At 60.4% G+C, this 20236-nt stretch carries 18 protein-coding genes and 5 tRNA genes; 14 read left to right on the plus strand and 9 right to left on the minus strand.

The window, feature by feature from the left end:
- From ltaE to FB481_RS03880, 8 genes are all read left to right on the plus strand, one after another.
- Positions 1-1002, plus strand: a complete 1002-nt coding sequence (gene ltaE, locus FB481_RS03845) for a low-specificity L-threonine aldolase (protein ID WP_147175139.1) — start codon at positions 1-3, stop codon at positions 1000-1002.
- A 173-nt stretch (positions 1003-1175) separates the two neighbouring features.
- Entirely contained in the window at positions 1176-3800 is a 2625-nt protein-coding gene (alaS, locus tag FB481_RS03850) for an alanine--tRNA ligase (protein WP_147175140.1), read from the plus strand.
- 114 nt (positions 3801-3914) lie between these two features.
- Entirely contained in the window at positions 3915-5153 is a 1239-nt protein-coding gene (locus FB481_RS03855; RefSeq protein ID WP_013792215.1) for an aspartate kinase, read from the plus strand.
- Positions 5154-5332: 179 nt separating this feature from the next.
- Positions 5333-5518 carry a carbon storage regulator CsrA gene (gene csrA, locus FB481_RS03860; RefSeq protein WP_013792214.1) on the plus strand — a complete coding sequence of 62 codons (186 nt, stop codon included), beginning with the start codon at positions 5333-5335 and terminating at the stop codon, positions 5516-5518.
- A gap of 61 nt (positions 5519-5579) precedes the next feature.
- Positions 5580-5670: transfer RNA gene (locus FB481_RS03865), tRNA-Ser, on the plus strand.
- 68 nt (positions 5671-5738) lie between these two features.
- Positions 5739-5815, plus strand: a tRNA-Arg gene (locus FB481_RS03870).
- A 72-nt stretch (positions 5816-5887) separates the two neighbouring features.
- Positions 5888-5964: transfer RNA gene (locus tag FB481_RS03875), tRNA-Arg, on the plus strand.
- A gap of 71 nt (positions 5965-6035) precedes the next feature.
- Positions 6036-6112 (plus strand) — tRNA-Arg (locus FB481_RS03880).
- Between the two features lie 55 nt (positions 6113-6167).
- On the opposite strand, the gene bamE is transcribed toward FB481_RS03880, so the two are convergent.
- On the minus strand, positions 6168-6665 hold the full coding sequence (gene bamE, locus FB481_RS03885; protein ID WP_147175141.1) for an outer membrane protein assembly factor BamE: 498 nt from the start codon (positions 6663-6665) through the stop codon (positions 6168-6170).
- Positions 6666-6986: 321 nt separating this feature from the next.
- On the opposite strand from bamE, the gene mgtE reads away from it, so the two are divergent.
- The gene (mgtE, locus tag FB481_RS03890; RefSeq protein ID WP_147175142.1) at positions 6987-8429 is read left to right on the plus strand and encodes a magnesium transporter; all 1443 of its coding nucleotides are present in this window, start codon (positions 6987-6989) and stop codon (positions 8427-8429) included.
- A gap of 120 nt (positions 8430-8549) precedes the next feature.
- Here mgtE and FB481_RS03895 read toward each other — a convergent pair whose 3' ends face one another.
- Positions 8550-8879, minus strand: a complete 330-nt coding sequence (locus FB481_RS03895) for an Arc family DNA-binding protein (protein WP_093502155.1) — start codon at positions 8877-8879, stop codon at positions 8550-8552.
- A 411-nt stretch (positions 8880-9290) separates the two neighbouring features.
- On the opposite strand from FB481_RS03895, the gene phnN reads away from it, so the two are divergent.
- Positions 9291-9851, plus strand: a complete 561-nt coding sequence (phnN, locus tag FB481_RS03900) for a phosphonate metabolism protein/1,5-bisphosphokinase (PRPP-forming) PhnN (protein WP_147175143.1) — start codon at positions 9291-9293, stop codon at positions 9849-9851.
- Positions 9852-9882: 31 nt separating this feature from the next.
- Here phnN and FB481_RS03905 read toward each other — a convergent pair whose 3' ends face one another.
- The 3 genes from FB481_RS03905 to FB481_RS03915 all read right to left on the minus strand — a co-directional run bounded on the left by FB481_RS03905 (position 9883) and on the right by FB481_RS03915 (position 11134).
- Positions 9883-10065: a PA3371 family protein gene (locus FB481_RS03905; RefSeq protein WP_147175144.1), complete on the minus strand. Its 183-nt coding sequence runs from the start codon at positions 10063-10065 to the stop codon at positions 9883-9885.
- 185 nt (positions 10066-10250) lie between these two features.
- Positions 10251-10487: a hypothetical protein gene (locus FB481_RS03910; RefSeq protein WP_093502149.1), complete on the minus strand. Its 237-nt coding sequence runs from the start codon at positions 10485-10487 to the stop codon at positions 10251-10253.
- A 179-nt stretch (positions 10488-10666) separates the two neighbouring features.
- Complete coding sequence (locus tag FB481_RS03915) at positions 10667-11134, minus strand: Lrp/AsnC family transcriptional regulator (protein ID WP_147175145.1); 468 nt, start codon at positions 11132-11134, stop codon at positions 10667-10669.
- Between the two features lie 198 nt (positions 11135-11332).
- Between FB481_RS03915 and FB481_RS03920 the strand changes: the two genes are divergently transcribed.
- From FB481_RS03920 to FB481_RS03935, 4 genes are all read left to right on the plus strand, one after another.
- Positions 11333-14800 carry an indolepyruvate ferredoxin oxidoreductase family protein gene (locus FB481_RS03920; RefSeq protein WP_147175146.1) on the plus strand — a complete coding sequence of 1156 codons (3468 nt, stop codon included), beginning with the start codon at positions 11333-11335 and terminating at the stop codon, positions 14798-14800.
- Between the two features lie 79 nt (positions 14801-14879).
- A tRNA-Arg gene (locus FB481_RS03925) sits at positions 14880-14954 on the plus strand.
- A gap of 436 nt (positions 14955-15390) precedes the next feature.
- Positions 15391-16038: a YceH family protein gene (locus tag FB481_RS03930; protein ID WP_147175147.1), complete on the plus strand. Its 648-nt coding sequence runs from the start codon at positions 15391-15393 to the stop codon at positions 16036-16038.
- A 170-nt stretch (positions 16039-16208) separates the two neighbouring features.
- Positions 16209-17543 (plus strand): MFS transporter, encoded by a 1335-nt coding sequence (locus tag FB481_RS03935; RefSeq protein ID WP_147175148.1) that lies wholly within the window; start codon positions 16209-16211, stop codon positions 17541-17543.
- 12 nt (positions 17544-17555) lie between these two features.
- Here the strand turns inward: FB481_RS03935 and FB481_RS03940 are convergent, their stop codons facing one another.
- From FB481_RS03940 to flgA, 4 genes are all read right to left on the minus strand, one after another.
- Positions 17556-18305: a flagellar brake protein gene (locus FB481_RS03940; RefSeq protein ID WP_147175149.1), complete on the minus strand. Its 750-nt coding sequence runs from the start codon at positions 18303-18305 to the stop codon at positions 17556-17558.
- 77 nt (positions 18306-18382) lie between these two features.
- Entirely contained in the window at positions 18383-18850 is a 468-nt protein-coding gene (locus FB481_RS03945; RefSeq protein ID WP_093502137.1) for a flagella synthesis protein FlgN, read from the minus strand.
- A gap of 104 nt (positions 18851-18954) precedes the next feature.
- Positions 18955-19290: a flagellar biosynthesis anti-sigma factor FlgM gene (gene flgM / locus FB481_RS03950; RefSeq protein ID WP_093502135.1), complete on the minus strand. Its 336-nt coding sequence runs from the start codon at positions 19288-19290 to the stop codon at positions 18955-18957.
- Between the two features lie 144 nt (positions 19291-19434).
- Positions 19435-20193 (minus strand): flagellar basal body P-ring formation chaperone FlgA, encoded by a 759-nt coding sequence (flgA, locus tag FB481_RS03955; RefSeq protein WP_147175150.1) that lies wholly within the window; start codon positions 20191-20193, stop codon positions 19435-19437.
- Positions 20194-20236: the final 43 nt, after the last annotated feature.

Here is a 20236-nt window from a genome sequence, read left to right on the forward strand (position 1 = left end):
ATGCCCATCATCGATCTGCGTAGCGACACCGTGACTCAACCCACCGCCGGCATGCGCGAAGCGATGCTGGCCGCCGAACTGGGCGATGACGTGTACGGCGAAGACCCCACCGTCAACCGGCTGGAGCAGCGCCTGGCGCGGGATCTCGGCTTCGCCGCGGCGCTGTTCGTGCCCACCGGCACCATGAGCAATCTGCTTGGCCTGATGGCTCACTGCGAGCGGGGCGACGAATACATCGTCGGCCAGCAGGCGCACACCTACAAATACGAGGGCGGCGGCGCGGCGGTGCTGGGCTCGATCCAGCCCCAGCCGCTGGACATGGAACTCGACGGCTCCCTGGATCTGGCCCGGGTCGAGGCGGCGATCAAGCAGGACGACTTCCACTTCGCCCGCACCCGCCTGCTGGCCCTGGAAAACACCATGCAGGGCAAGGTGCTGCCCCTAGAGTACCTGGCGGCTGCCCGCGCCTTCACGCATGACAAGGGCTTGGCACTGCATCTCGATGGCGCACGGCTGTTCAATGCGGCGGTCCGCCAGGGCGTCGAGGCGCGGGAAATCACTCAGCATTTCGATTCGGTGTCGGTGTGCCTGTCCAAAGGGCTGGGCGCGCCGGTCGGCTCGGTACTGTGCGGCAGCGAGGCGCTGATCGCCAAGGCTCGTCGTCTGCGCAAGATGGTCGGCGGCGGAATGCGCCAGGCTGGTGTGCTGGCTGCAGCCGGGTTGTATGCGCTGGATCATCAGGTCGCGCGTCTGGTCGAGGATCACGCCAACGCCGATTCCCTGGCCGCCGGCCTGCGCGAGCTGGGCTATTCGGTCGAGCCGGTGCAGACCAACATGGTCTACGTGCAGGTCGGCGAGCGTGCCATGGCCCTGAAGGCCTTCTGTGCCGAGCGCGGCATTCGCCTGAGCGCCGCGCCACGCCTGCGCATGGTCACGCATCTGGATGTCGATGCCGGCGCCATGGCTCAGGTGATCGAAGCCTTCGCCGCCTTCCGCGCCTGAGTTGGCCTGCGTGCAGTGCCAGGCAGTGGCCTGGCACTGCACGCCCTGTGTTTTCCGGCCATCGCGCCGCCTGCAAATAATTCAGCCCTTGCCCTAGCCGCCGCGGACAAGCCCGATATAATGCGGGCTTTTGCCGGCTCTGCCGTGGCCGCCTGTTTTCCTGGAAATTGCCAATGAAAAGCGCAGAAATCCGTGAAGCTTTCCTGAGCTTCTTCGAAGAGAAGGGGCACACCCGTGTCGCTTCCAGCTCCCTGATTCCGAACAACGACCCCACGTTGCTGTTCACCAACGCCGGCATGAACCAGTTCAAGGACTGCTTCCTGGGCCTGGAAAAGCGCGCCTATACCCGCGCCGCCACCAGCCAGAAGTGCGTGCGCGCCGGTGGCAAGCACAACGACCTGGAAAACGTCGGTTATACCGCGCGTCACCACACCTTCTTCGAAATGCTCGGCAACTTCAGCTTTGGCGACTATTTCAAGCGTGATGCCATCCACTTCGCCTGGGAATTCCTGACCGGCGACAAGTGGCTGAAACTGCCCAAGGACAAGCTCTGGGTCACGGTGTACGCCACCGATGACGAGGCCTACGACATCTGGAACAAGGAAGTCGGGGTACCGGCCGAGCGGATGATCCGCATCGGCGACAACAAGGGCGCGCCGTACGCGTCCGACAACTTCTGGACCATGGGCGATACCGGCCCGTGTGGCCCGTGCACCGAAATCTTCTTCGACCATGGCGAGCACATCTGGGGCGGCCCACCCGGCAGCCCGGAAGAAGATGGCGACCGTTACATCGAGATCTGGAACAACGTGTTCATGCAGTTCAACCGGACCGCGGACGGCGTGCTGCACCCGCTGCCGGCGCCGAGCGTGGACACCGGCATGGGCCTGGAGCGCATCAGCGCCGTGCTGCAGCACGTCAACTCCAACTACGAGATCGACCTGTTCCAGAGCCTGCTGGCTGCCAGTGCCCAGGCCATCGGCTGCGCCAACAACGGTGATGCCTCGCTGAAAGTGGTGGCGGATCACATCCGTTCCTGCAGCTTCCTGATCGCCGACGGCGTTACGCCATCCAACGAAGGCCGCGGCTACGTGCTGCGCCGCATCATTCGTCGCGCCTGTCGCCACGGCAACAAGCTGGGTGCCAAGGGCAGCTTCTTCCACAAGATCGTCGCGGCCCTGGCCAGCGAGATGGGCGAAGCCTTCCCCGAGCTGAAACAGCAGCAGGCGCACATCGAGCGCGTGCTGAAAACCGAAGAAGAGCAGTTCGCCAAGACCCTGGAGCAGGGCCTGAAGATTCTCGAGCAGGATCTGGCCGAGCTGCAGGGCTCGGTCATCCCCGGCGAAGTGATCTTCAAGCTGTATGACACCTACGGCTTCCCGATGGACCTGACCGGCGACATCGCCCGTGAGCGCGAGCTGACCCTCGACGAGGCCGGCTTCGAGCGTGAAATGGAAGCCCAGCGCGTGCGCGCCCGCTCCGCCAGCTCGTTCGGCATGGACTACAACAGCGTGGTCAAGGTCGACAAGGACACCCGCTTCCTCGGCTACAGCGCCACCGTCGCCAGTGGCGAGCTGCTGGTGCTGCTGCGCGATGGCCAGGCCGTCGATACCCTGAACGAAGGCGAGGAGGGCGTGGTGGTGCTCGACCAGACGCCGTTCTACGCCGAGTCCGGTGGCCAGATCGGTGACTGCGGCTTCCTCGAAGGCCCAGGCGTGCGCTTCGACGTGCGCGACACCACCAAGGTGGGCGGCGCGTGGCTGCACCATGGCGTGGTCAGCAAGGGCAGCCTGAGCGTCGGCGCCACCATCAACGCCGAGGTGAATGCCTCCGTGCGCACTGCCACCGGCCTCAATCACTCCGCTACGCACCTGCTGCACGCCGCGCTGCGCCAGGTACTGGGCGAGCACGTGCAGCAGAAAGGTTCGCTGGTCGACAGCCAGCGCCTGCGTTTCGACTTCAGCCACTTCGAGGCGATCAAGCCTGAGCAACTCAAAGAACTGGAAGAGATCGTCAACCGCGAAGTGCGTCGCAACACCCCGGTGCAGACCGAGGAAATGGACATCGAGAGCGCCAAGGCCAAGGGCGCCATGGCGCTGTTCGGCGAGAAGTACGGCGACAGCGTGCGCGTGCTGACCATGGGCGACGGCTTTTCGGTCGAGCTGTGCGGCGGCATTCATGCCAACCGTACCGGCGACATCGGCGTGTTCAAGATCGTCAGCGAAGGCGGTGTGGCGGCCGGCGTGCGCCGTATCGAAGCGGTCACCGGCGCAGCGGCGTTCGCCTATCTGAACGGTGCCGAGGAACAGCTGAAAGAGGCGGCGAGCCTGGTCAAGGGTAGCCGCGACAATCTGCTCGACAAGCTCGCGGCGGTGATCGACCGCAATCGCCAGCTGGAAAAGGAGCTGGAGCAGCTCAAGGCCAAGGCCGCCAGTGCGGCGGGCAGCGATCTGGCCGGCTCGGCCGTGGACGTCAAGGGCGTGAAGACGCTCAGCGCGCGCATCGATGGCCTGGACGGCAAAGGCCTGCTGGCGCTGGTCGATCAACTGAAGAACAAGCTCGGCAGTGCGGTGATCCTGCTCGGCGGCGTGCAGGACGACAAGGTCGTGCTGGTGGCTGGCGTGACCCAGGACCTGACCGCCAAGCTGAAGGCCGGCGACCTGATGAAACAGGCCGCTGCAGCCGTAGGCGGCAAGGGCGGTGGTCGTCCGGACATGGCGCAGGGTGGCGGGGTCGATGTGGCCGCGCTCGATGGCGCCCTGGCGCTGGTCGGCCCGTTCGTCGAGCAGGGCCTCTGAGGCTCGTAACTCAAGCGTGACCGCGTCGCCCGCCATGCCCGGCGAACGATGCGGTGGTGTGCGGTGGTGTTGTCTGTTTAATGGGCGCCCTTCACGGGCTGAGGCAGCTTTGAAATGGCTTTGATCGTACAGAAATTCGGCGGTACCTCCGTCGGCACCGTCGAGCGAATCGCACAGGTCGCCGAGAAGGTGAAGAAATTCCGCGAGAAGGGCGACGATATCGTCGTCGTGGTATCGGCGATGAGCGGCGAGACCAATCGCCTCATCGACCTGGCCAAGCAGATCAGCGATGACCAGCCGATCGCGCGCGAACTCGACGTCATGGTCTCCACCGGTGAGCAGGTGACCATCGCGCTGCTGGCCATGGCGCTGATCAAGCGTGGCGTGCCGGCGGTGTCCTACACCGGCAGCCAGGTGCGCATCCTGACCGACAGCGCGCATACCAAGGCACGTATTCTGAGCATCGACGACACCAATATTCGCGCCGACCTCAAGGCCGGTCGCGTGGTGGTGGTTGCCGGCTTCCAGGGCGTGGACGAGCAGGGCAACATCACCACCCTCGGTCGCGGCGGCTCCGACACCACCGGCGTGGCCCTTGCCGCTGCCCTGAAAGCCGATGAGTGCCAGATCTACACCGACGTCGATGGCGTTTACACCACCGACCCGCGCGTGGTGCCCAAGGCTCAGCGCCTGGAGAAGATCACCTTCGAAGAGATGCTGGAAATGGCCAGCCTCGGTTCGAAAGTGCTGCAAATCCGCTCGGTGGAATTCGCCGGCAAGTACAACGTCCCGCTGCGCGTTCTGCACAGCTTCCAGGAGGGTCCGGGCACCCTCATTACCCTTGATGAAGAGGAATCCATGGAACAGCCGATCATCTCCGGCATCGCCTTCAATCGCGACGAAGCCAAGCTGACCATCCGTGGCGTGCCTGACCTGCCGGGCGTTGCGTTCAAGATTCTCGGCCCGATCAGCTCCGCCAACATTGAAGTGGACATGATCGTGCAGAATGTCGCGCACGATAACACCACCGATTTCACCTTCACCGTGCACCGCAACGATTACCAGAACGCTCAGCAGGTGCTCGAAGCCACTGCACGCGAACTCGGTGCTCGCGAAGTGGTCGGAGACGTTAACATCGCCAAGGTGTCCATCGTCGGCGTGGGTATGCGTTCCCATGCCGGTGTGGCCAGCCGTATGTTCGAAGCGCTGGCCAAGGAGAACATCAACATCCAGATGATCTCCACGTCCGAGATCAAGGTCTCGGTGGTCATCGAAGAGAAATATCTGGAATTGGCGGTGCGCGCCCTGCACACTGCGTTCGAACTCGATGCCCCGGCCCGTCAGGGCGACTGAGGCATCCTGCAAAAGGCGCGGCTACCCGCGCCTTTTGTTGTTTTGGTTGGTGTTGGTGGAACTTTCCTTCCGTCCGTACTGGTCAATACTTGAGTGCTGGCCTGTTGCTTTCGCGTCCGGCCGGCGCTTTTCACGTTTGCAGACTTGTTGTCCGAAATTGAATCCGTAAGGAGAAAGGAATGCTGATTCTGACTCGCCGGGTCGGAGAGACCCTGATGGTGGGTGACGAAGTCACCGTCACCGTATTGGGTGTTAAAGGTAATCAGGTGCGGATTGGCGTCAACGCGCCGAAGGAAGTCGCCGTTCACCGCGAAGAGATTTACCAGCGCATCCAGAAAGAGAAGGGCGAAGAACCAAACCATTAATTTTTCTCAAAATTTTGGTTTGCAAACGGGGAAAACATGTTTATCATGCGCCCCGTGTTGCGGAGAGGTGGCCGAGTGGCCGAAGGCGCTCCCCTGCTAAGGGAGTACACCTCAAAAGGGTGTCGGGGGTTCGAATCCCCCCTTCTCCGCCATTATTTGGCAAGCCGGGTTCTACCGGGCTGGCAAACAACCAGAGGTGATCTGGTATAAAAACACCAACGGACTCATAGCTCAGCTGGATAGAGTACTCGGCTACGAACCGAGCGGTCGGAGGTTCGAATCCTCCTGAGTCCGCCATATTGAATGGCTTGCAGCAATGCAGGCCATTTTGTTTCAACCAGCGGTGATCTGGTCTAAAAAGCGCCACACGGACTCATAGCTCAGCTGGATAGAGTACTCGGCTACGAACCGAGCGGTCGGAGGTTCGAATCCTCCTGAGTCCGCCATTTTGAATGGCTTGCAGCAGTGCAGGGCATTTAGCGTCAACCAGCGGTGATCTGGTCTAAAAGCGCCACACGGACTCATAGCTCAGCTGGATAGAGTACTCGGCTACGAACCGAGCGGTCGGAGGTTCGAATCCTCCTGAGTCCGCCATACCAAAAGGGCCTGCAGCGATGCAGGCCCTTTTTCTTTGCCTGGCATTCTTGCCTCAGCGTTTGCCCGCCACGCAGTCGTTCTGATCGAAAATTACCGTACGCCGCTCGCTGTTTTGCTTGCTGGCGTAGTGGTAAGTGGTCTGGCCGTTGCGCTTGCTGATGCGTTCTGGCTTGCCCAGGGCGCTTTCCACATCGCTGCGCGTCATCCCGGCGCGCACCTGTTTTCTGATGATCGCTTCGCGCCGGGCGTTGCCGGTAACCGCATTTTCGCAACCGTCCTGCTGGCCGCCGACGATAGTCAGGGTGCTCTCGTTGCTGCGTGAGCTGGCGGTAGTGTTACTTGCTCTGGGCGACGCCAATGGAACGGCTGCGCCGCTTCCCGGTCTTGGATTGTGGGCGCGCTGCTCCTTTTGTTGCTGATTTTCAGTGCAGCCGTGTTTGGTGAAGGTGATATGGCCATTGGCGTCTTCGCAGCGAAACACGCTCGAGGCCAATGTTGGAATAGGGTAGAGCAAGATGGCGCAGACGGTTGCGCAGTGGGTCCAGTGCATGGTGGCGTCCTCCCTGACGTGTGCTAGGAAAGCTTAGTCTAGTGACCCCTCGCTGCCAGGTGTCCTGCGCTGGATTGGTGGCGTCGCATCTTCGGACTCGTGCGACTGCGCTCAAGAAAATGCTGCAAGCGCTTGTCTTGCCATGGCTTTGTCACGTACTCAAGCGATTGGCATGTTATTATTCGCTCCGTCAGCCCCGCCGGGGCTTGTGGATACCTTCCATGGACTTACCCAGTAGTAACTCAGAATTCCAAGTGTGCAATCACGTATTGACTGATTGACCCTCGCTGGCGCGCGCCGCCGCTGGGGGCGGAGTGTGCCATGACCGAAGTAGAAGCCAAGAAGCCGCAAGAAAGCCTGCAGGATCGACTCGCTCAGGTCGTCGAGCTGTTGCAGCGGCACAGGCTGGTCGAAGACCTGACCCATCGCCAGGAAGGCCCGCACCACGACCGCGTCGAAGGTCTGGTGCATCGACAGAACCTCACCGAACTGCAGCGCAAGCTCGACGACCTGCACCCGGCCGACGTCGCCTACATCCTCGAAGCCCTGCCGCTGGAAGACCGTCTCGCCGTCTGGCAGTTGGTCAAGGCCGACCGCGACGGTGACATCCTGCTTGAAGTTTCCGACGCCGTCCGGGAAACCCTGCTGGCTGACATGGAGGATCACGAGATCCTCGCGGCCGCCAAGGAAATGGACGCCGATGAGCTCGCCGACCTGGCCTCGGAGCTGCCGCGCGATGTCGTGCACGAGCTCATGGAAACCCTTGATGCCCAGCAGCGCGAGCGGGTGCGTTCTGCGCTCTCCTATGAGGAGGAGCAGGTCGGTGCGCTGATGGACTTTGAAATGGTGACCATCCGTGAGGATGTCAGTCTCGAAGTGGTGCTGCGCTACCTGCGTCGTCTCAAGGAGTTGCCGGGGCATACCGACAAGCTGTTCGTCGTCGATTATGACGGCGTCCTCAAAGGGGTGCTGTCGATCAAGCGCTTGCTGGTCAATGATCCGGACAAGCAGGTCGCTGAGGTCATGGCCAACGACCCGGTCAGCTTTCACCCTGATGAGGATGCCTACGATGCGGCCCAGGCCTTCGAGCGTTACAACCTCATTTCGGCGCCCGTGGTCGATAAGAACGGCAAGCTGATCGGCCGCCTTACCATCGATGAGATGGTTGACCTGATTCGAGAGGAGAGCGAAAGCGAAGTCCTCAACATGGCCGGTCTGCGCGAGGAGGAAGACATCTTCGCCTCGGTCTGGAAGTCGGTTCGCAACCGCTGGTCCTGGCTGGCCATCAACCTGATCACGGCGTTCATGGCCTCGCGCGTCATCGGCTTGTTCGAGGGTTCCATCGAGAAGCTGGTTGCCTTGGCGGCGCTGATGCCCATCGTTGCCGGTATCGGCGGCAACTCGGGCAACCAGACCATTACCATGATCGTGCGTGCCATGGCGCTCGACCAGGTCAGTACAGGCAATACCTCGCGGTTGATTCGCAAGGAGCTGGGCGTAGCGCTTATCAATGGTCTGGTATGGGGCGGGGTAATTGGTGCCGTCGCCTACGGGTTGTATGACAGCTGGTCGTTGGGTGTGGTGATGACCGCAGCGATGACGCTTAATCTGTTGCTGGCTGCGCTGATGGGCGTGTTGATTCCAATGACCCTGGTGCGTGTCGGGCGTGACCCGGCGATGGGTTCCAGCGTGATGATCACCGCAGTCACCGACAGTGGCGGTTTCTTCATTTTCCTTGGGCTAGCATCACTGTTCCTGCTTTAGTCGCCCAGCGTGCAGGTAATAAAAAACCGGCATTGAGCCGGTTTTTTATTGCCTGATGATCACTTGCGGGTGTCGAAAGCCGCTCGGTATCGCTTCCTGCGATTTTTTGCCCGTGCCGAATCAGTCGTCGTTACCGGCGGCCATTTCGGCATCGTGTGCGATCAGTGCAACGAGGGCGTTCTGCTGGCGGCGCGAGAGCTGGCGGAAGCGCTGCAGCAGTTCGCGTTCGTGCAGCGACAGCTCGGGGCTGTCGAGGCGCACGCCGAGCTCGTCGTCCAATACACCTTCCTGAAGCATGCTTTGCTCCAGGCGAGCGATGATTTCGGAGTTCATGCTGCGGTGGTGTTGGCGGGCCACGTCAGCGATGCGCTCGCGCATACCGTCGGGCAACCGAACGACGAACTTGTCAGCCGTACGGCTGGAGTAGATAGCCTGTTTCATAGGGCGCATACATCAACCAAATAAGTTCAGGGAAACGAAGCTGTAATGGCATAAAGCTACGGAAAGTCAGGTTCTGACCATCTTTCGCGTCTGCCGTTCAACAACGTCGGCATTTTGTCTGGTGATCGTACTTCTTGCCATCAGATATTTGACGCCAATTACGTGTCGTATTCTGTACCGAGTACCGGCTTTATGCCAGCACAAGTTGTCGGAATTGATTCCGATTGCGCGCAGCGTCGCATTTATTGTGGATGGCAGTGGGCCGCCTTTAACGATTTTCGTTAGTAATCGAGATAAAAAATGCGTTTTCTATGCACTTGCGCATGATTTAGCGTCGGCACGGTACCAATTGCTTATGATTGAGATCCTCTGCAGCCGTGCTCTGGCTGCGCATCGCATCAATCTCGGCGAGGTATGTGAATGAATGCTGGCAGGCTGATCTACCTGATGGGGCCTTCCGGTGCCGGTAAGGACAGCGTGCTGCAGCGCCTGCAGCAATGCCTTGAGGGGCGTCGCTGTCGCATAGCTCGGCGGGTCATCACTCGCTCAGCCGAGGCGATGGGCGAGGAGGCTATTTCCGTGTCGCATTGGGAGTTCGGCGAGCGTGAACGTGTTGGCGATTTCGCCATGGTCTGGCGCGCCAATGGCTTGGCTTACGGGATTCCTAGGGAAATCGAAGAATGGCTGGCCGATGGTTACCAGGTGATCGTAAACGGCTCGCGCGGTTATCTGGATGAGGCTCGCAGCAAGTACCCCTATCTGCTTGCCGTTCTGCTTCAGGTCGAGCCAGTCATCCTGAGAAAACGCCTTCTTGCTCGAGCGCGGGAGGATGTGGACCAGATCGAAGCGCGGCTGGCACGAAGTGCTGAGCTGAGCGGCAGCGCTTTCATGCAGGCCGATCAGCGCATCATTCGCATGGATAACTCCGGCAGTCTCGACGAGACGGTGGAGAGGCTGCTCCAGCTTATCGACAGCCACTAGCTGAGCAGCAAGCCAGAACGTTACTCGCGTTTTAGCGCAGAATCGGGTCGAACTTGACCCGCTTGCCGATCAGCAGGGCGACGGCCAGCGCGACGCTGCTCATCGCCAGGGTAATCTTGGCGGTCGACGTGAGCCATTGAGCCTGTTCGGGCAAGACCAACAGGCCAGCGGACAGAACCGCGATCAGCAGAAACAACACAGCTGGTTTGGACATCATGCTCTCCTCGCGCGGCAAGGTTGCCTTCAGAAAAAAGGATCGTGGGGGCCGTTGTGCTCGTCATTGGAGCTGCGCGGCGGAACTCGATCCGAGAGGCCGTCGATCATCCAGATGGCGGCACAGGTAACAATGGCCAGTAGTAGTACGAAACCAGGGAAGAATACGCTCCACATGGCCAGTACTCAGAAGGTAAAGCGCTGTTGGGCGCGAGGTTGCCAATCAGCGGTGGTCAGCGGTTTGGCGACGAATTGGCCAGGCTCGACTTTCGCAGCATGCTCGAACTGCACCGGGGTGGCACGCATCTGCTGAACCAGTTGCATGGCGGTTGCCTGTTGCTGGTTGTTCTGAAAGTTGGCGAATGCGGCTCCTGCAAGCAGGGTCAGGGCGATAGCGGTAGCCAGTGCGATGAGGCTGTTCATGGGCGGGGTTCTCGCATTCGGAATTCTATGCGAGGGAAAGAGCAGTTCCCGTGCCAGGATTTAATTCAAAAAAAATCCTTTAAAATCAATTAGTTAAAATTGATTTGGCGGTGCTTTCTCGTGCATGTTGCAAGGTGCACACATTGGCGTATTGCAAAATGCATGACCTTGAATTTGTTTTAGTCCAGGGGCAGTTCAGTGGTGCGCTTGACTTCACTCATGGCGATGCCCGAATGAGCCTCCTGCACATGGGGACGCTGCAGCAATTGGTCGCGTAGAAAACGCTCGTAACTGGCGATATCGCGGGCTACGACCTTGAGTAGATAGTCCGAACTGCCCGCCATGGTGTAGCACTCGATGACCTCGGGATAACCGGCGATCGCCCGTTCGAATTCGTCCAGATTGCTGCGGCCATGGGCGGATAATTTGATGCTGACGAACACCGTGATGGTGAAGCCGAGACGCTTGTGGCTGAGCAACGCCACCTTGCGCTCGATAAAGCCTTCCTCCTGCAGACGATTGATGCGACGCCAGCAGGGCGACTGAGACAGCTCCACCTTCTTGGCAATTTCAGCCGCGCTGAGGTCGGCGTTGCGTTGCATCAGGCGAAGAATCCGCCGGTCGATGGCACTCAGAGGCTCGTGCATGTTCGTTTCTCCTTTGTGATTATTTTCGAAACGTTCATGTGCAGTATTGGCGTTGGCGGCATGAATGGGAAAGAAAAAATCGCCGCACTCCGGTCTATGCTTAAGGCAGACATCCACACAGTGATCCTGGCGGATGTAGGCAGGTGATTAACCGTGTCACCTGATAGGTCGCTATAAAAACAACAGGAGCGCCGTCTTATGTCTCTGGCCGAAATCCGTCTGGACGACAAATACCGTCTCGCGACGGGCCATTTGTACCTTACCGGGACCCAGGCGCTGACCCGCCTGCCCATGCTGCAGAAGCAGCGTGATACCGCCGCCGGGCTCAATACCGCCTGCTTCATTTCCGGCTACCGCGGCTCGCCACTGGGTGGGCTGGACAAGAGTCTTTGGGAGGCCCGCGAGTTTCTGCAGCAGAACGCCATTCATTTCCAGCCTGGGGTCAACGAGGAACTCGGTGCCACGGCGGTGTGGGGCAGCCAGCAGACCAATCTGTTTCCCGGCGCGCGCTACGACGGCGTATTCGCCATGTGGTACGGCAAGGGCCCTGGTGTCGATCGCAGCGGCGACGTGTTCAAACACGGCAACTCCGCCGGTGTGTCGGCCCATGGCGGCGTGCTGGTGCTGGCCGGTGACGATCACGGCTGCAAGTCTTCTACCATCGCTCACCAGAGCGAACACGCCTTTATCGCTGCCTCGATGCCAGTGCTCAACCCGGCCAACGTTCAGGAAATCCTCGACTACGGCATCATCGGCTGGGAGCTGTCGCGGTACAGCGGTTGCTGGGTAGCGCTGAAGACCATTGCCGAAAACGTCGATTCCTCCGCGGTGGTGGATGTCGATCCGCAGCGCATCAAGGTCGTGATCCCCGATGATTTTGAGTTGCCCGAGGACGGCGTGCACATTCGCTGGCCGGATCCACCTCTGGCCCAGGAGAAGCGCCTCAACGTCTACAAGATTTATGCGGCCCGCGCTTTCGCCCATGCCAACGGCTTGAACAAGGTGATGCTCGATTCGCCCAATCCGCGCTTGGGGATCATCACCACCGGCAAATCCTATCTCGACGTACGCCAGGCACTGGATGACTTGGGCCTGGACGAATCACTCTGCGCACAGATCGGATTGCGTGTGTTGAAAATCGGCATGAGCTGGCCGCTAGAGCCGGTTTCCGTGCATGCATTTGCCGAGGGGCTGGACGAGATTCTGGTTGTCGAGGAGAAGCGCAGCATCATCGAAGATCAGCTGACTGGACAGCTCTACAACTGGCCGGTCGGAAAGCGCCCCCGGGTGGTTGGCGAGTTCGATGAGCAGGGCGAGTCGCTACTGCCTAATCTGGGTGAGTTGACCCCTGCAATGATTGCCCGGGTCATTGCGCGGCGTCTGGCGCCCATCTACACCAGTGAAGTGATCGAGGCGCGCCTGAAGTTTCTCGATGCCAAGGAAAAGGCTCTGGCAGCGCGCAGCTACAACACCGTGCGAACCCCGCATTTCTGCTCGGGCTGCCCGCATAACAGCTCGACTAAGGTGCCTGAAGGTAGCCGTGCTATGGGCGGCATTGGTTGTCATTACATGACCCAGTGGATGGACCGTAGTACCGAGACCTTCACCCAGATGGGCGGGGAAGGGGTGACTTGGATCGGCCAGGCCCCGTTCACCGATACGCCCCATGTGTTCCAGAACCTGGGCGATGGCACCTATTTCCATTCCGGCCATCTGGCACTGCGCGCTGCGGTGGCGGCGGGGGTGAGCATCACCTACAAGATTCTCTATAACGATGCGGTGGCCATGACCGGTGGGCAGCCGGTGGACGGTGAGCTGCGCGTTGACCAGTTGAGCCAGCAGGTATTCGCCGAGGGGGTCAAACGCATCGCGGTGGTGAGTGACGAGCCAGACAAGTACCCCAGCCGCTCGACCTTCGCGCCGATCACCAGCTTCCATCATCGCCGTGAGCTCGATGCAGTGCAGCGCGAGCTACGTGACTTCAAGGGCGTGTCGGTGATCATCTACGACCAGACCTGTGCGACCGAAAAACGTCGGCGTCGCAAGCGCGGCAAGCTGGTCGACCCGGCGCGGCGCGCGTTCATCAACTCCGCGGTGTGCGAAGGCTGTGGCGACTGCAGCGTGAAATCCAACTGCCTGTCGGTGCTGCCGCTGGAAACCGAACTGGGGCGCAAGCGGGAAATCGACCAGAACGCCTGCAACAAGGATTTCAGTTGCCTGGATGGCTTCTGCCCCAGTTTCGTGACCGTGCACGGTGGTCAGTTGCGCCAGCCCCAGGCAGTCGGAGCCGGTGCGCTGTTTGTGGCCTTGCCGGAGCCGCGGCAGCCTGCCCTGGACAGACCCTGGAACATCCTCCTGCCCGGCGTAGGCGGCAGTGGCGTGACCACCGTGGGCGCTCTGTTGGGTATGGCAGCTCATCTGGAGAGCAAGGGTTGTACGGTGCTCGACCAGGCGGGGCTGGCGCAGAAGTTCGGGCCGGTGAACACCCATGTGCGCATCTCGGCCCGTCAGGATGACATCTACGCCGTGCGGATTGCCGCGGGTGAAGCCGACCTGCTGATCGGCTGCGACTTGGTGGTGGCGGCTGGCGAAGACGCACTGGCCAAGCTCAACGAGAAGATCTCCCACGCAGTTATCAACGATCACGAAGCTGCCACGGCGGAATTTACCCGTAATCCCGACGCCCAGGTGCCGGGGCCGGCGATGCGCCAGGCGCTTATCGACGCGGTAGGGGTCGAGAAAACCTGGTTCGTCGATGCAACGAGCCTGGCGACCCGCCTGCTTGGTGACAGTATCGCCACCAACCTGTTTATGCTCGGCTACGCCTACCAGAAAGGCCTGGTGCCGATCAGCGCGCAGGCCATCGACAAGGCCATCGAGTTGAACAACGTGGCAGTCGAGTTCAACCAGCAGGCTTTCCTGTGGGGGCGGCGTGCCGCATACGATGCTGCCGCCATCGAGCGTCTGGTTCGCCCGCAGGGAGATGACAGCAAGCGCTGCAGCACGCTCGATGAAGTCATCGAAGACCGCGTCGCACGGCTGACTGCTTATCAGAATGTCCGCTATGCCGAGCGCTATCGTCAGTTGGTCGGCCGCGTCCGCGCACGTGACAGTGATCCGCAGCAGCGTCTGACCGAGGCGGTGGCGCGCTATTACTTCAAGTTTCTGGCCTACAAGGACGAGTACGAGGTAGCGCGCCTGTACAGCGATGCGGCGTTCAGCGAGGCACTGCATGCGCAGTTCCAGGGTGATTTTCGCCTGCAGTTTTACCTGGCGCCGTCCTGGCTGAGTCGCCCTGATCCAGTAACCGGAGAGCCACGCAAACGTAGCTTTGGGCCGTGGGTGCTTGGTGCCTTCAGGGTACTGGCAAAGTTGCGCGTACTGCGAGGTACCTGGCTGGATCCGTTCGGGCATAGCGAGGAGCGCAAGTTGGAGCACGCCTTGATCGGCGACTACGAGCGCAGCATTGACCAATTGCTCGAAGCACTCGATGCCGGCAACTACGACACCGCGCTGGCCATTGCCGAACTGCCTGAGCAAATCCGCGGTTACGGGCACGTCAAGGAAAAGGCAGTTGAGCGTGCGCGGGCCCAGGAGCGGCAGTTGCAGGAAAGGCTGAAGGCCGGCCAAGCGGTAGTCGTCAGGCTGTTTGAGCCGGCCGCCTGAGTTGCTGCGCTGACATGACAAATTCGCGTGCGCTGGGTAACATGCCGGCCGGCGCCCTTAAGGGCGCCGGATCAAACGGGTCTCCTTAGTTCAACGGATAGAATAAGCCCCTCCTAAGGGCTAGATGCTGGTTCGATTCCAGCAGGGGACGCCATGATCCGCACGCTTCGATCCTGACATCTATCGTGTCATCAGTTTGCGTTAGCCTGATAAAGAAAAATCGCCGAGAGCCGATATTCCGAGTCCGCATGTGACAACCTGTAAGGGTGGATCGTCAGGAATGGCAGGCAAAAAAAGACCCGGCAAAAGCCGGGTCAATAACCGTGATTAGCCTGATGAGGAGATAAACTGGAAGCGTCCGACCAGGATGCATTCAGATTATCCAACCAGCCTCGCGGCTGGTGATGTAGATAATAGTCATTCTCGGTTGTTAGTCAATAAAAATAGTTCTCATTTGCTCTCTCGTGCGAACATTGATTTTTTGCGTCTTGAAAATCAGCGACTTGCATGACGACAAAATCTCTTTCACGCATGTCATCTTCACTGCACTCGGGCTACCCTAGGTGCAACCTCCAGGCCGGGTAAGCGACATGACTGAAGATTCCCACGACACTTCTCCGCTGAGCGCCGCTGAAGCGCGCATTCTGGGCTGCCTGATCGAGAAGCAGGCCACGACCCCCGAGGCCTACCCGCTGACGCTTAACGCAGTGGTGCTCGCCTGCAATCAGAAAACCAGCCGTGACCCATTGATGAACCTGACTCAGGGGGCGGTAGGGCAGGGGCTGCGGAAACTGGAAGAGCGAGGCTTTGTGAAGCTGGTGATGGGCAGCCGTGCCGATCGCTGGGAGCATCGAATCGACAAGGCGCTCGAGTTGGTGGCCCCGCAGGTGACTTTGCTTGGACTATTGCTGCTGCGTGGGCCACAGACGACCGGCGAGCTGCTGGCGCGAAGCGGCCGCCAGTATGAGTTCGAAGACGCACAGCAGGCGCTGCACCATCTCGAGCGAATGATCGGGCGGCAGCTGGTGGCTCTGGTTGGTCGGCAGGCTGGGCAGCGCGAAGATCGTTATGCACAACTGCTGGGTGATCCGGAACAGTTGCAGGCGCAGCTGCAGCAGCGCGCACAGCGCCAGGAGTCGCCTGGTGACGGGGCATCGGATCGTCTGGAAGCGCTCGAAGCAAGGATCAGCGCACTGGAAGAGCGGCTGGCGATTCTGGAGAGCAGGGCCGTCGACTAGGCATTGCCAATTGCCCAAGCGAGGTCAGGAATCAGTGAACTGTGCCCGATGCGCACCATCCATATGGCACAGCATCAGCTTGGTTGCCTTGGGTGCAGGGCGACTCGTCTGGTCGCCCGTCGAACATAGGCCGGCTCAGTGAAGCTGGTACAAGGAGTTGTTGCAGTCCAATGCGCTTGATCTGGAAATCCTTCAGTTCTCTCTACATCGCCACTGTCCTGATGCTGTTGGGCTCCGGCCTGCTGAGTACCTATCTGGCCCTGCGCCTGGCCGAGTCCGGCGAGGGTGTCTGGGCTGGTGCGCTGATGGCCGCTAACTATTTCGGCCTGGTATTGGGCGGCAAGATCGGTCACCGGCTGATCGCCCGGGTAGGACATATCCGCGCCTATGTGGCCTGCGCGGGGGTGGTGACGGCGGCCGTGCTCGGCCATGGTTTGCTCGACTGGCTGCCAGCATGGCTCGTACTGCGTGTGCTGGTCGGCCTGGGCATGATGTGTCAGTACATGGTGATCGAGAGCTGGCTCAACGAGCAGGCGGAAACCAAGCAGCGTGGCTTGGTCTTTGCCGGCTACATGGCCGCGTCCTACCTGGGCCTGGTGCTCGGGCAGCTGGTGCTGGTGGTGCACCCGACGCTGGGCCTGGAACTGCTGATGCTGGTGGCCCTGTCGTTCGCCCTGTGTCTGGTACCGGTGGCGCTGACTCGTCGCCTGCATCCAGCGCCCCTGCGACCCGCGCCCCTGGAAATGCGCTTCTTCTTTCGCCGTGTACCTTTATCACTCACCACTATCGGCGTTGCGGGCCTGATGATCGGTTCCTTTTACGGCTTGGCGCCGCTGTATGCGGCAGAAATGGGGCTAGCCACCGAGCAGGTGGGTATCTTCATGGGCTGTTGCATTCTCGCCGGGCTGGTGGTGCAGGCGCCTTTGGGCTGGCTCTCTGATCGCTTCGACCGGGTCAAATTGATCCGCGGCATGTCGGCTGCACTGTTACTGGTGGCCTCCCCCCTGGCCGTTCTCTCCGAAGCGCCCCTGTTGTTGCTGATCTCGGTAGGCTTCATCGTCAGCATGTTGCAATTCAGCCTCTATCCACTGGCTGTGGCGTTCGCCAACGACCACGTCGAAACTGATCGACGAGTATCGCTGACCGCCATGCTGCTGGTCACTTTTGGGGTTGGCGCCTGTATCGGGCCACTGTTGGTCGGTGTGCTGATGCGCTTCTTCGGGGCCAACATGCTGTACGCGTTCTTCTGCCTGTGCGGCCTGTTCTTGGTCTGGCGCGTGCGCTCGAACATCGTCACACACCTGCACCAGGTCGACGATGCTCCGCTGCAGCACGTGGCCATGCCGGTGAACATGACCGCATCACCACTGGTGGCGGCGCTCGATCCGCGTGTTGATGAGCAGGTTGTGCAGGAGCAGATGCAGGAGCCTGTGGCGACCGAATTAGATGATGCCGCCCCTCCGGCTGAAGGCTCGGAGCCTTCTGCTACCGCGCCACAGGCATGATGTTTGACGGTCTTACAGAAACCCGTCGCTTTCGAAGCGACGGGCCTCGCGCTGCAGCTGGTAGACGAAACGCTCGATCAGGCGCTGTTGCAGGCCGCTGAGACTCTCGAAGTGCAGGCCCGCAAAGGTGATATCGAGCTTGTCGTCATAGCGGGCGTGACGCAGCTCGATGGCCGTTTCCAGTTTGCCGACCGGCAGCTGTGCACAGAAAACCTCGTAGATCTGCCCAGCCTGCAGCTGTTTGGTGGCATCACCGGCGAGGCGGATCTTGCACCCTGATGCAGAGATGTCCAGCATCAGGCCTTCGAGCGGCGCGCGCAGCCGCGTACCACTAAGCTGCACCTTGACCTGTTCCGATTGCTTGACTGCGGCGCGGAAGGCATTGCGGCGCTGGTGGTAATGCACCTCGGCAGGAATTGTGCCGAGATAGCAGCGCTCTCCATCACGTTCGCTTACGCGCATGCCCGTTGGGCAGTCCCAGGCGATGCGTACGCCGTCATGCAGCGATTCGACGCTGAAGGCTTCGCCATTTTGCAGGTAACGTTCGCCGTCACTGGGGATCATCTCGTCGAGAATCAGCAGGTTGCGGTCTCGGTCGATCTCGATGACAAAGCTCTGGAAACGCTGGTTGCGATCCTGAAACGTCAGGATCAAAGGGTCATGGTGCTGTTGCAGCAGACGTAGGTTGGCAACGATCTCCACAGGTGCCTTGAGCACCTTGGGGGGTTGCGGGCCACAGTCCTGAGCGAAGGGGTTGGACACGGTCCAGTGATCTCCGGGGCAAGGTACTGCTGCGTCGGTTAATGCGATGTTGCATCACCACGCATCTTGTCGTTATGTCAGGCCTGGCTGAGCGGGCGCTTGTTGCCGATTTTAGCGGTACCACCGCTGCTGTCATAGAGTGACGGTGTTTCGCTGCCGCGCAAAATACCGAGCATGCTGGCAGTGGAATTCTGGCTGCTACGAATAACTCGGCCGTTACGTAAATTGGCTTCCTGGCAGCGTTCGAGCAGCTCGCTCAACTGTTCGCTGGCCTGGATCAGTTCGTCACCTTTGTCCGAACGTTCGGCAAGCGCTTTCAAGCCTGCGCGATCAGGGCTCAGTTGCAGACTGATTAGGGCTTGTGTACGGCCTTTGCCGTGTTGGTCGAGGGTAGCAAGCAGGGGCTGTTTGCTCGCTAGAATGTCCTGCAACTTGCTCAGGTCATGCTCGCCAAGGGCTTCATATTCGGCGTCGATCAGCTCAAGCAGTCGCGCTGCGTGGCCGATATCCTCGTTGAACAGATCGAGCAGGGGCGTGATGTTCATGGTTCTGGCTCTCTGGGGGGGAACCGCTAGGCGCGCATCTGCTATGGAAGCGGACGGGCGTCAGTCGGTTTCCGGGCGTCCAACGCCCCAGTGCGAGCCGGAAGCTAGCGCTGGGATTCGAAATTGAGCAGCTTGCTGGCGACGCGCTGACTATCGACCTGATAGCTGCCGTCAGCAACGGCCTGTTTCAGCTTGGCTACTCGGTCACTGTCGACGGCCGGCTGGTCACGCAGCTTGTCGACGGTTTTCTGCAACTGTTGTGCTTCGCTACTCAGCTGTACGGACTCGCCGCTCTTGCCGCTGGCGGTGCTCTGCTGAGTTGTAGCGGTATTGCCGGCAGCCTTGTTGTCGATGGCTTCGTTCTTGCCGGCCTGAGTACCGCCGGCACGGCTGGTGCTGGCTGGCGTGGAGCTGTTGAGTCGGTTGAAGTCGATGACCATGGTGCAAAACCTCTAACGGTGTGTGGACGCTTGCCTAGTGTGTCGGCTGTGCCCGGAAAAACTTTAGGCAAAAAAATTGCGTCGCTTGCACAGTCTAAATCAGCCTCGTTCACCCGTCAGCCAGTCCATTGGCCGAGCCGGTTCTCACATCGATACTTCCACCTGCCCAGGGCCGGTAACCCTTGCGCGCACCACGCGTTGCGAGCTCTGGTTACGCACGCTGATCTGCTTGCCAACGGCGCCATCGGAAAGCGCTTCGCCGGGCATGCGTACGTTGATGCCACCGCTGCGTGCGCTGATCACTACCTGATCGCCGCGGCGGATGACTTCCGCCTGGCGGATGAATGTAGGCGACAGTACCTGGTCCGGCTGCAAAGCTCGAGTGGCCTTGCGACCGACTGCCTGCTCCAAGTCGATCATGTAGCCCTGGTTGAGCAGGCCGACATCGCGCTCGGCGAGCATCAGGTCGCCCTCGCCGAGCACACCCTCGCGCTTGATAGGTCGGGTCACGGTGACCACTTCGCGGTAGAGGCGCACCTGGCCGGGAACGAATACGGTCCAGGGGGAGGTGCCATCGCAGCGTACACGCATAGTCACCCGGCCGATGGGTTCTGCCGGCGTTTCCAGGTTGATCGTCAGCGGCTGATCGCATAAAGGCAGGCGCAGGCGGGGGTCGAGGCGATTGATCTGCACCTCATGGCGCGCCTGAATATTGCTGCGCTGCAAATAGTCTGCAACTGCCTGCTCAAGAAAGCGCTGGGTCTCGCCGATAAGCTGATCGGGCAGGGTGACGGAGGCAGTTGTCAGCGTGCTATAGCCGAGCGCCAGCAAAGCAGGTAAAACTGCCAGGCAGCGAAGGCTTTTGGCCATCGCGCGTCGGATAATTGTCATTCGTACATTCATGTCTGGTTCGTAGCAAGGCGCGTGCCGCCTGCTACGCTAACCA

It is taken from the genome of Pseudomonas sp. AG1028 (assembly GCF_007993955.1).
GTDB lineage: Bacteria > Pseudomonadota > Gammaproteobacteria > Pseudomonadales > Pseudomonadaceae > Aquipseudomonas > Aquipseudomonas straminea.

Coding starts and splice junctions, on each gene's coding strand:
- ltaE (WP_147175139.1), top strand. CDS start 1: ATGCCCATCATCGATCTGCGTAGCGACACCGTGACTCAACCCACCGCC.
- FB481_RS03920 (WP_147175146.1), top strand. CDS start 11,333: ATGTCTCTGGCCGAAATCCGTCTGGACGACAAATACCGTCTCGCGACG.
- FB481_RS03855 (WP_013792215.1), top strand. CDS start 3,915: ATGGCTTTGATCGTACAGAAATTCGGCGGTACCTCCGTCGGCACCGTC.
- flgA (WP_147175150.1), bottom strand. CDS start 20,193: ATGAATGTACGAATGACAATTATCCGACGCGCGATGGCCAAAAGCCTT.
- FB481_RS03930 (WP_147175147.1), top strand. CDS start 15,391: ATGACTGAAGATTCCCACGACACTTCTCCGCTGAGCGCCGCTGAAGCG.
- FB481_RS03945 (WP_093502137.1), bottom strand. CDS start 18,850: ATGAACATCACGCCCCTGCTCGATCTGTTCAACGAGGATATCGGCCAC.
- flgM (WP_093502135.1), bottom strand. CDS start 19,290: ATGGTCATCGACTTCAACCGACTCAACAGCTCCACGCCAGCCAGCACC.
- FB481_RS03935 (WP_147175148.1), top strand. CDS start 16,209: ATGCGCTTGATCTGGAAATCCTTCAGTTCTCTCTACATCGCCACTGTC.
- mgtE (WP_147175142.1), top strand. CDS start 6,987: ATGACCGAAGTAGAAGCCAAGAAGCCGCAAGAAAGCCTGCAGGATCGA.
- FB481_RS03915 (WP_147175145.1), bottom strand. CDS start 11,134: ATGCACGAGCCTCTGAGTGCCATCGACCGGCGGATTCTTCGCCTGATG.
- bamE (WP_147175141.1), bottom strand. CDS start 6,665: ATGCACTGGACCCACTGCGCAACCGTCTGCGCCATCTTGCTCTACCCT.
- csrA (WP_013792214.1), top strand. CDS start 5,333: ATGCTGATTCTGACTCGCCGGGTCGGAGAGACCCTGATGGTGGGTGAC.
- phnN (WP_147175143.1), top strand. CDS start 9,291: ATGAATGCTGGCAGGCTGATCTACCTGATGGGGCCTTCCGGTGCCGGT.
- FB481_RS03895 (WP_093502155.1), bottom strand. CDS start 8,879: ATGCGCCCTATGAAACAGGCTATCTACTCCAGCCGTACGGCTGACAAG.
- FB481_RS03905 (WP_147175144.1), bottom strand. CDS start 10,065: ATGTCCAAACCAGCTGTGTTGTTTCTGCTGATCGCGGTTCTGTCCGCT.
- alaS (WP_147175140.1), top strand. CDS start 1,176: ATGAAAAGCGCAGAAATCCGTGAAGCTTTCCTGAGCTTCTTCGAAGAG.
- FB481_RS03910 (WP_093502149.1), bottom strand. CDS start 10,487: ATGAACAGCCTCATCGCACTGGCTACCGCTATCGCCCTGACCCTGCTT.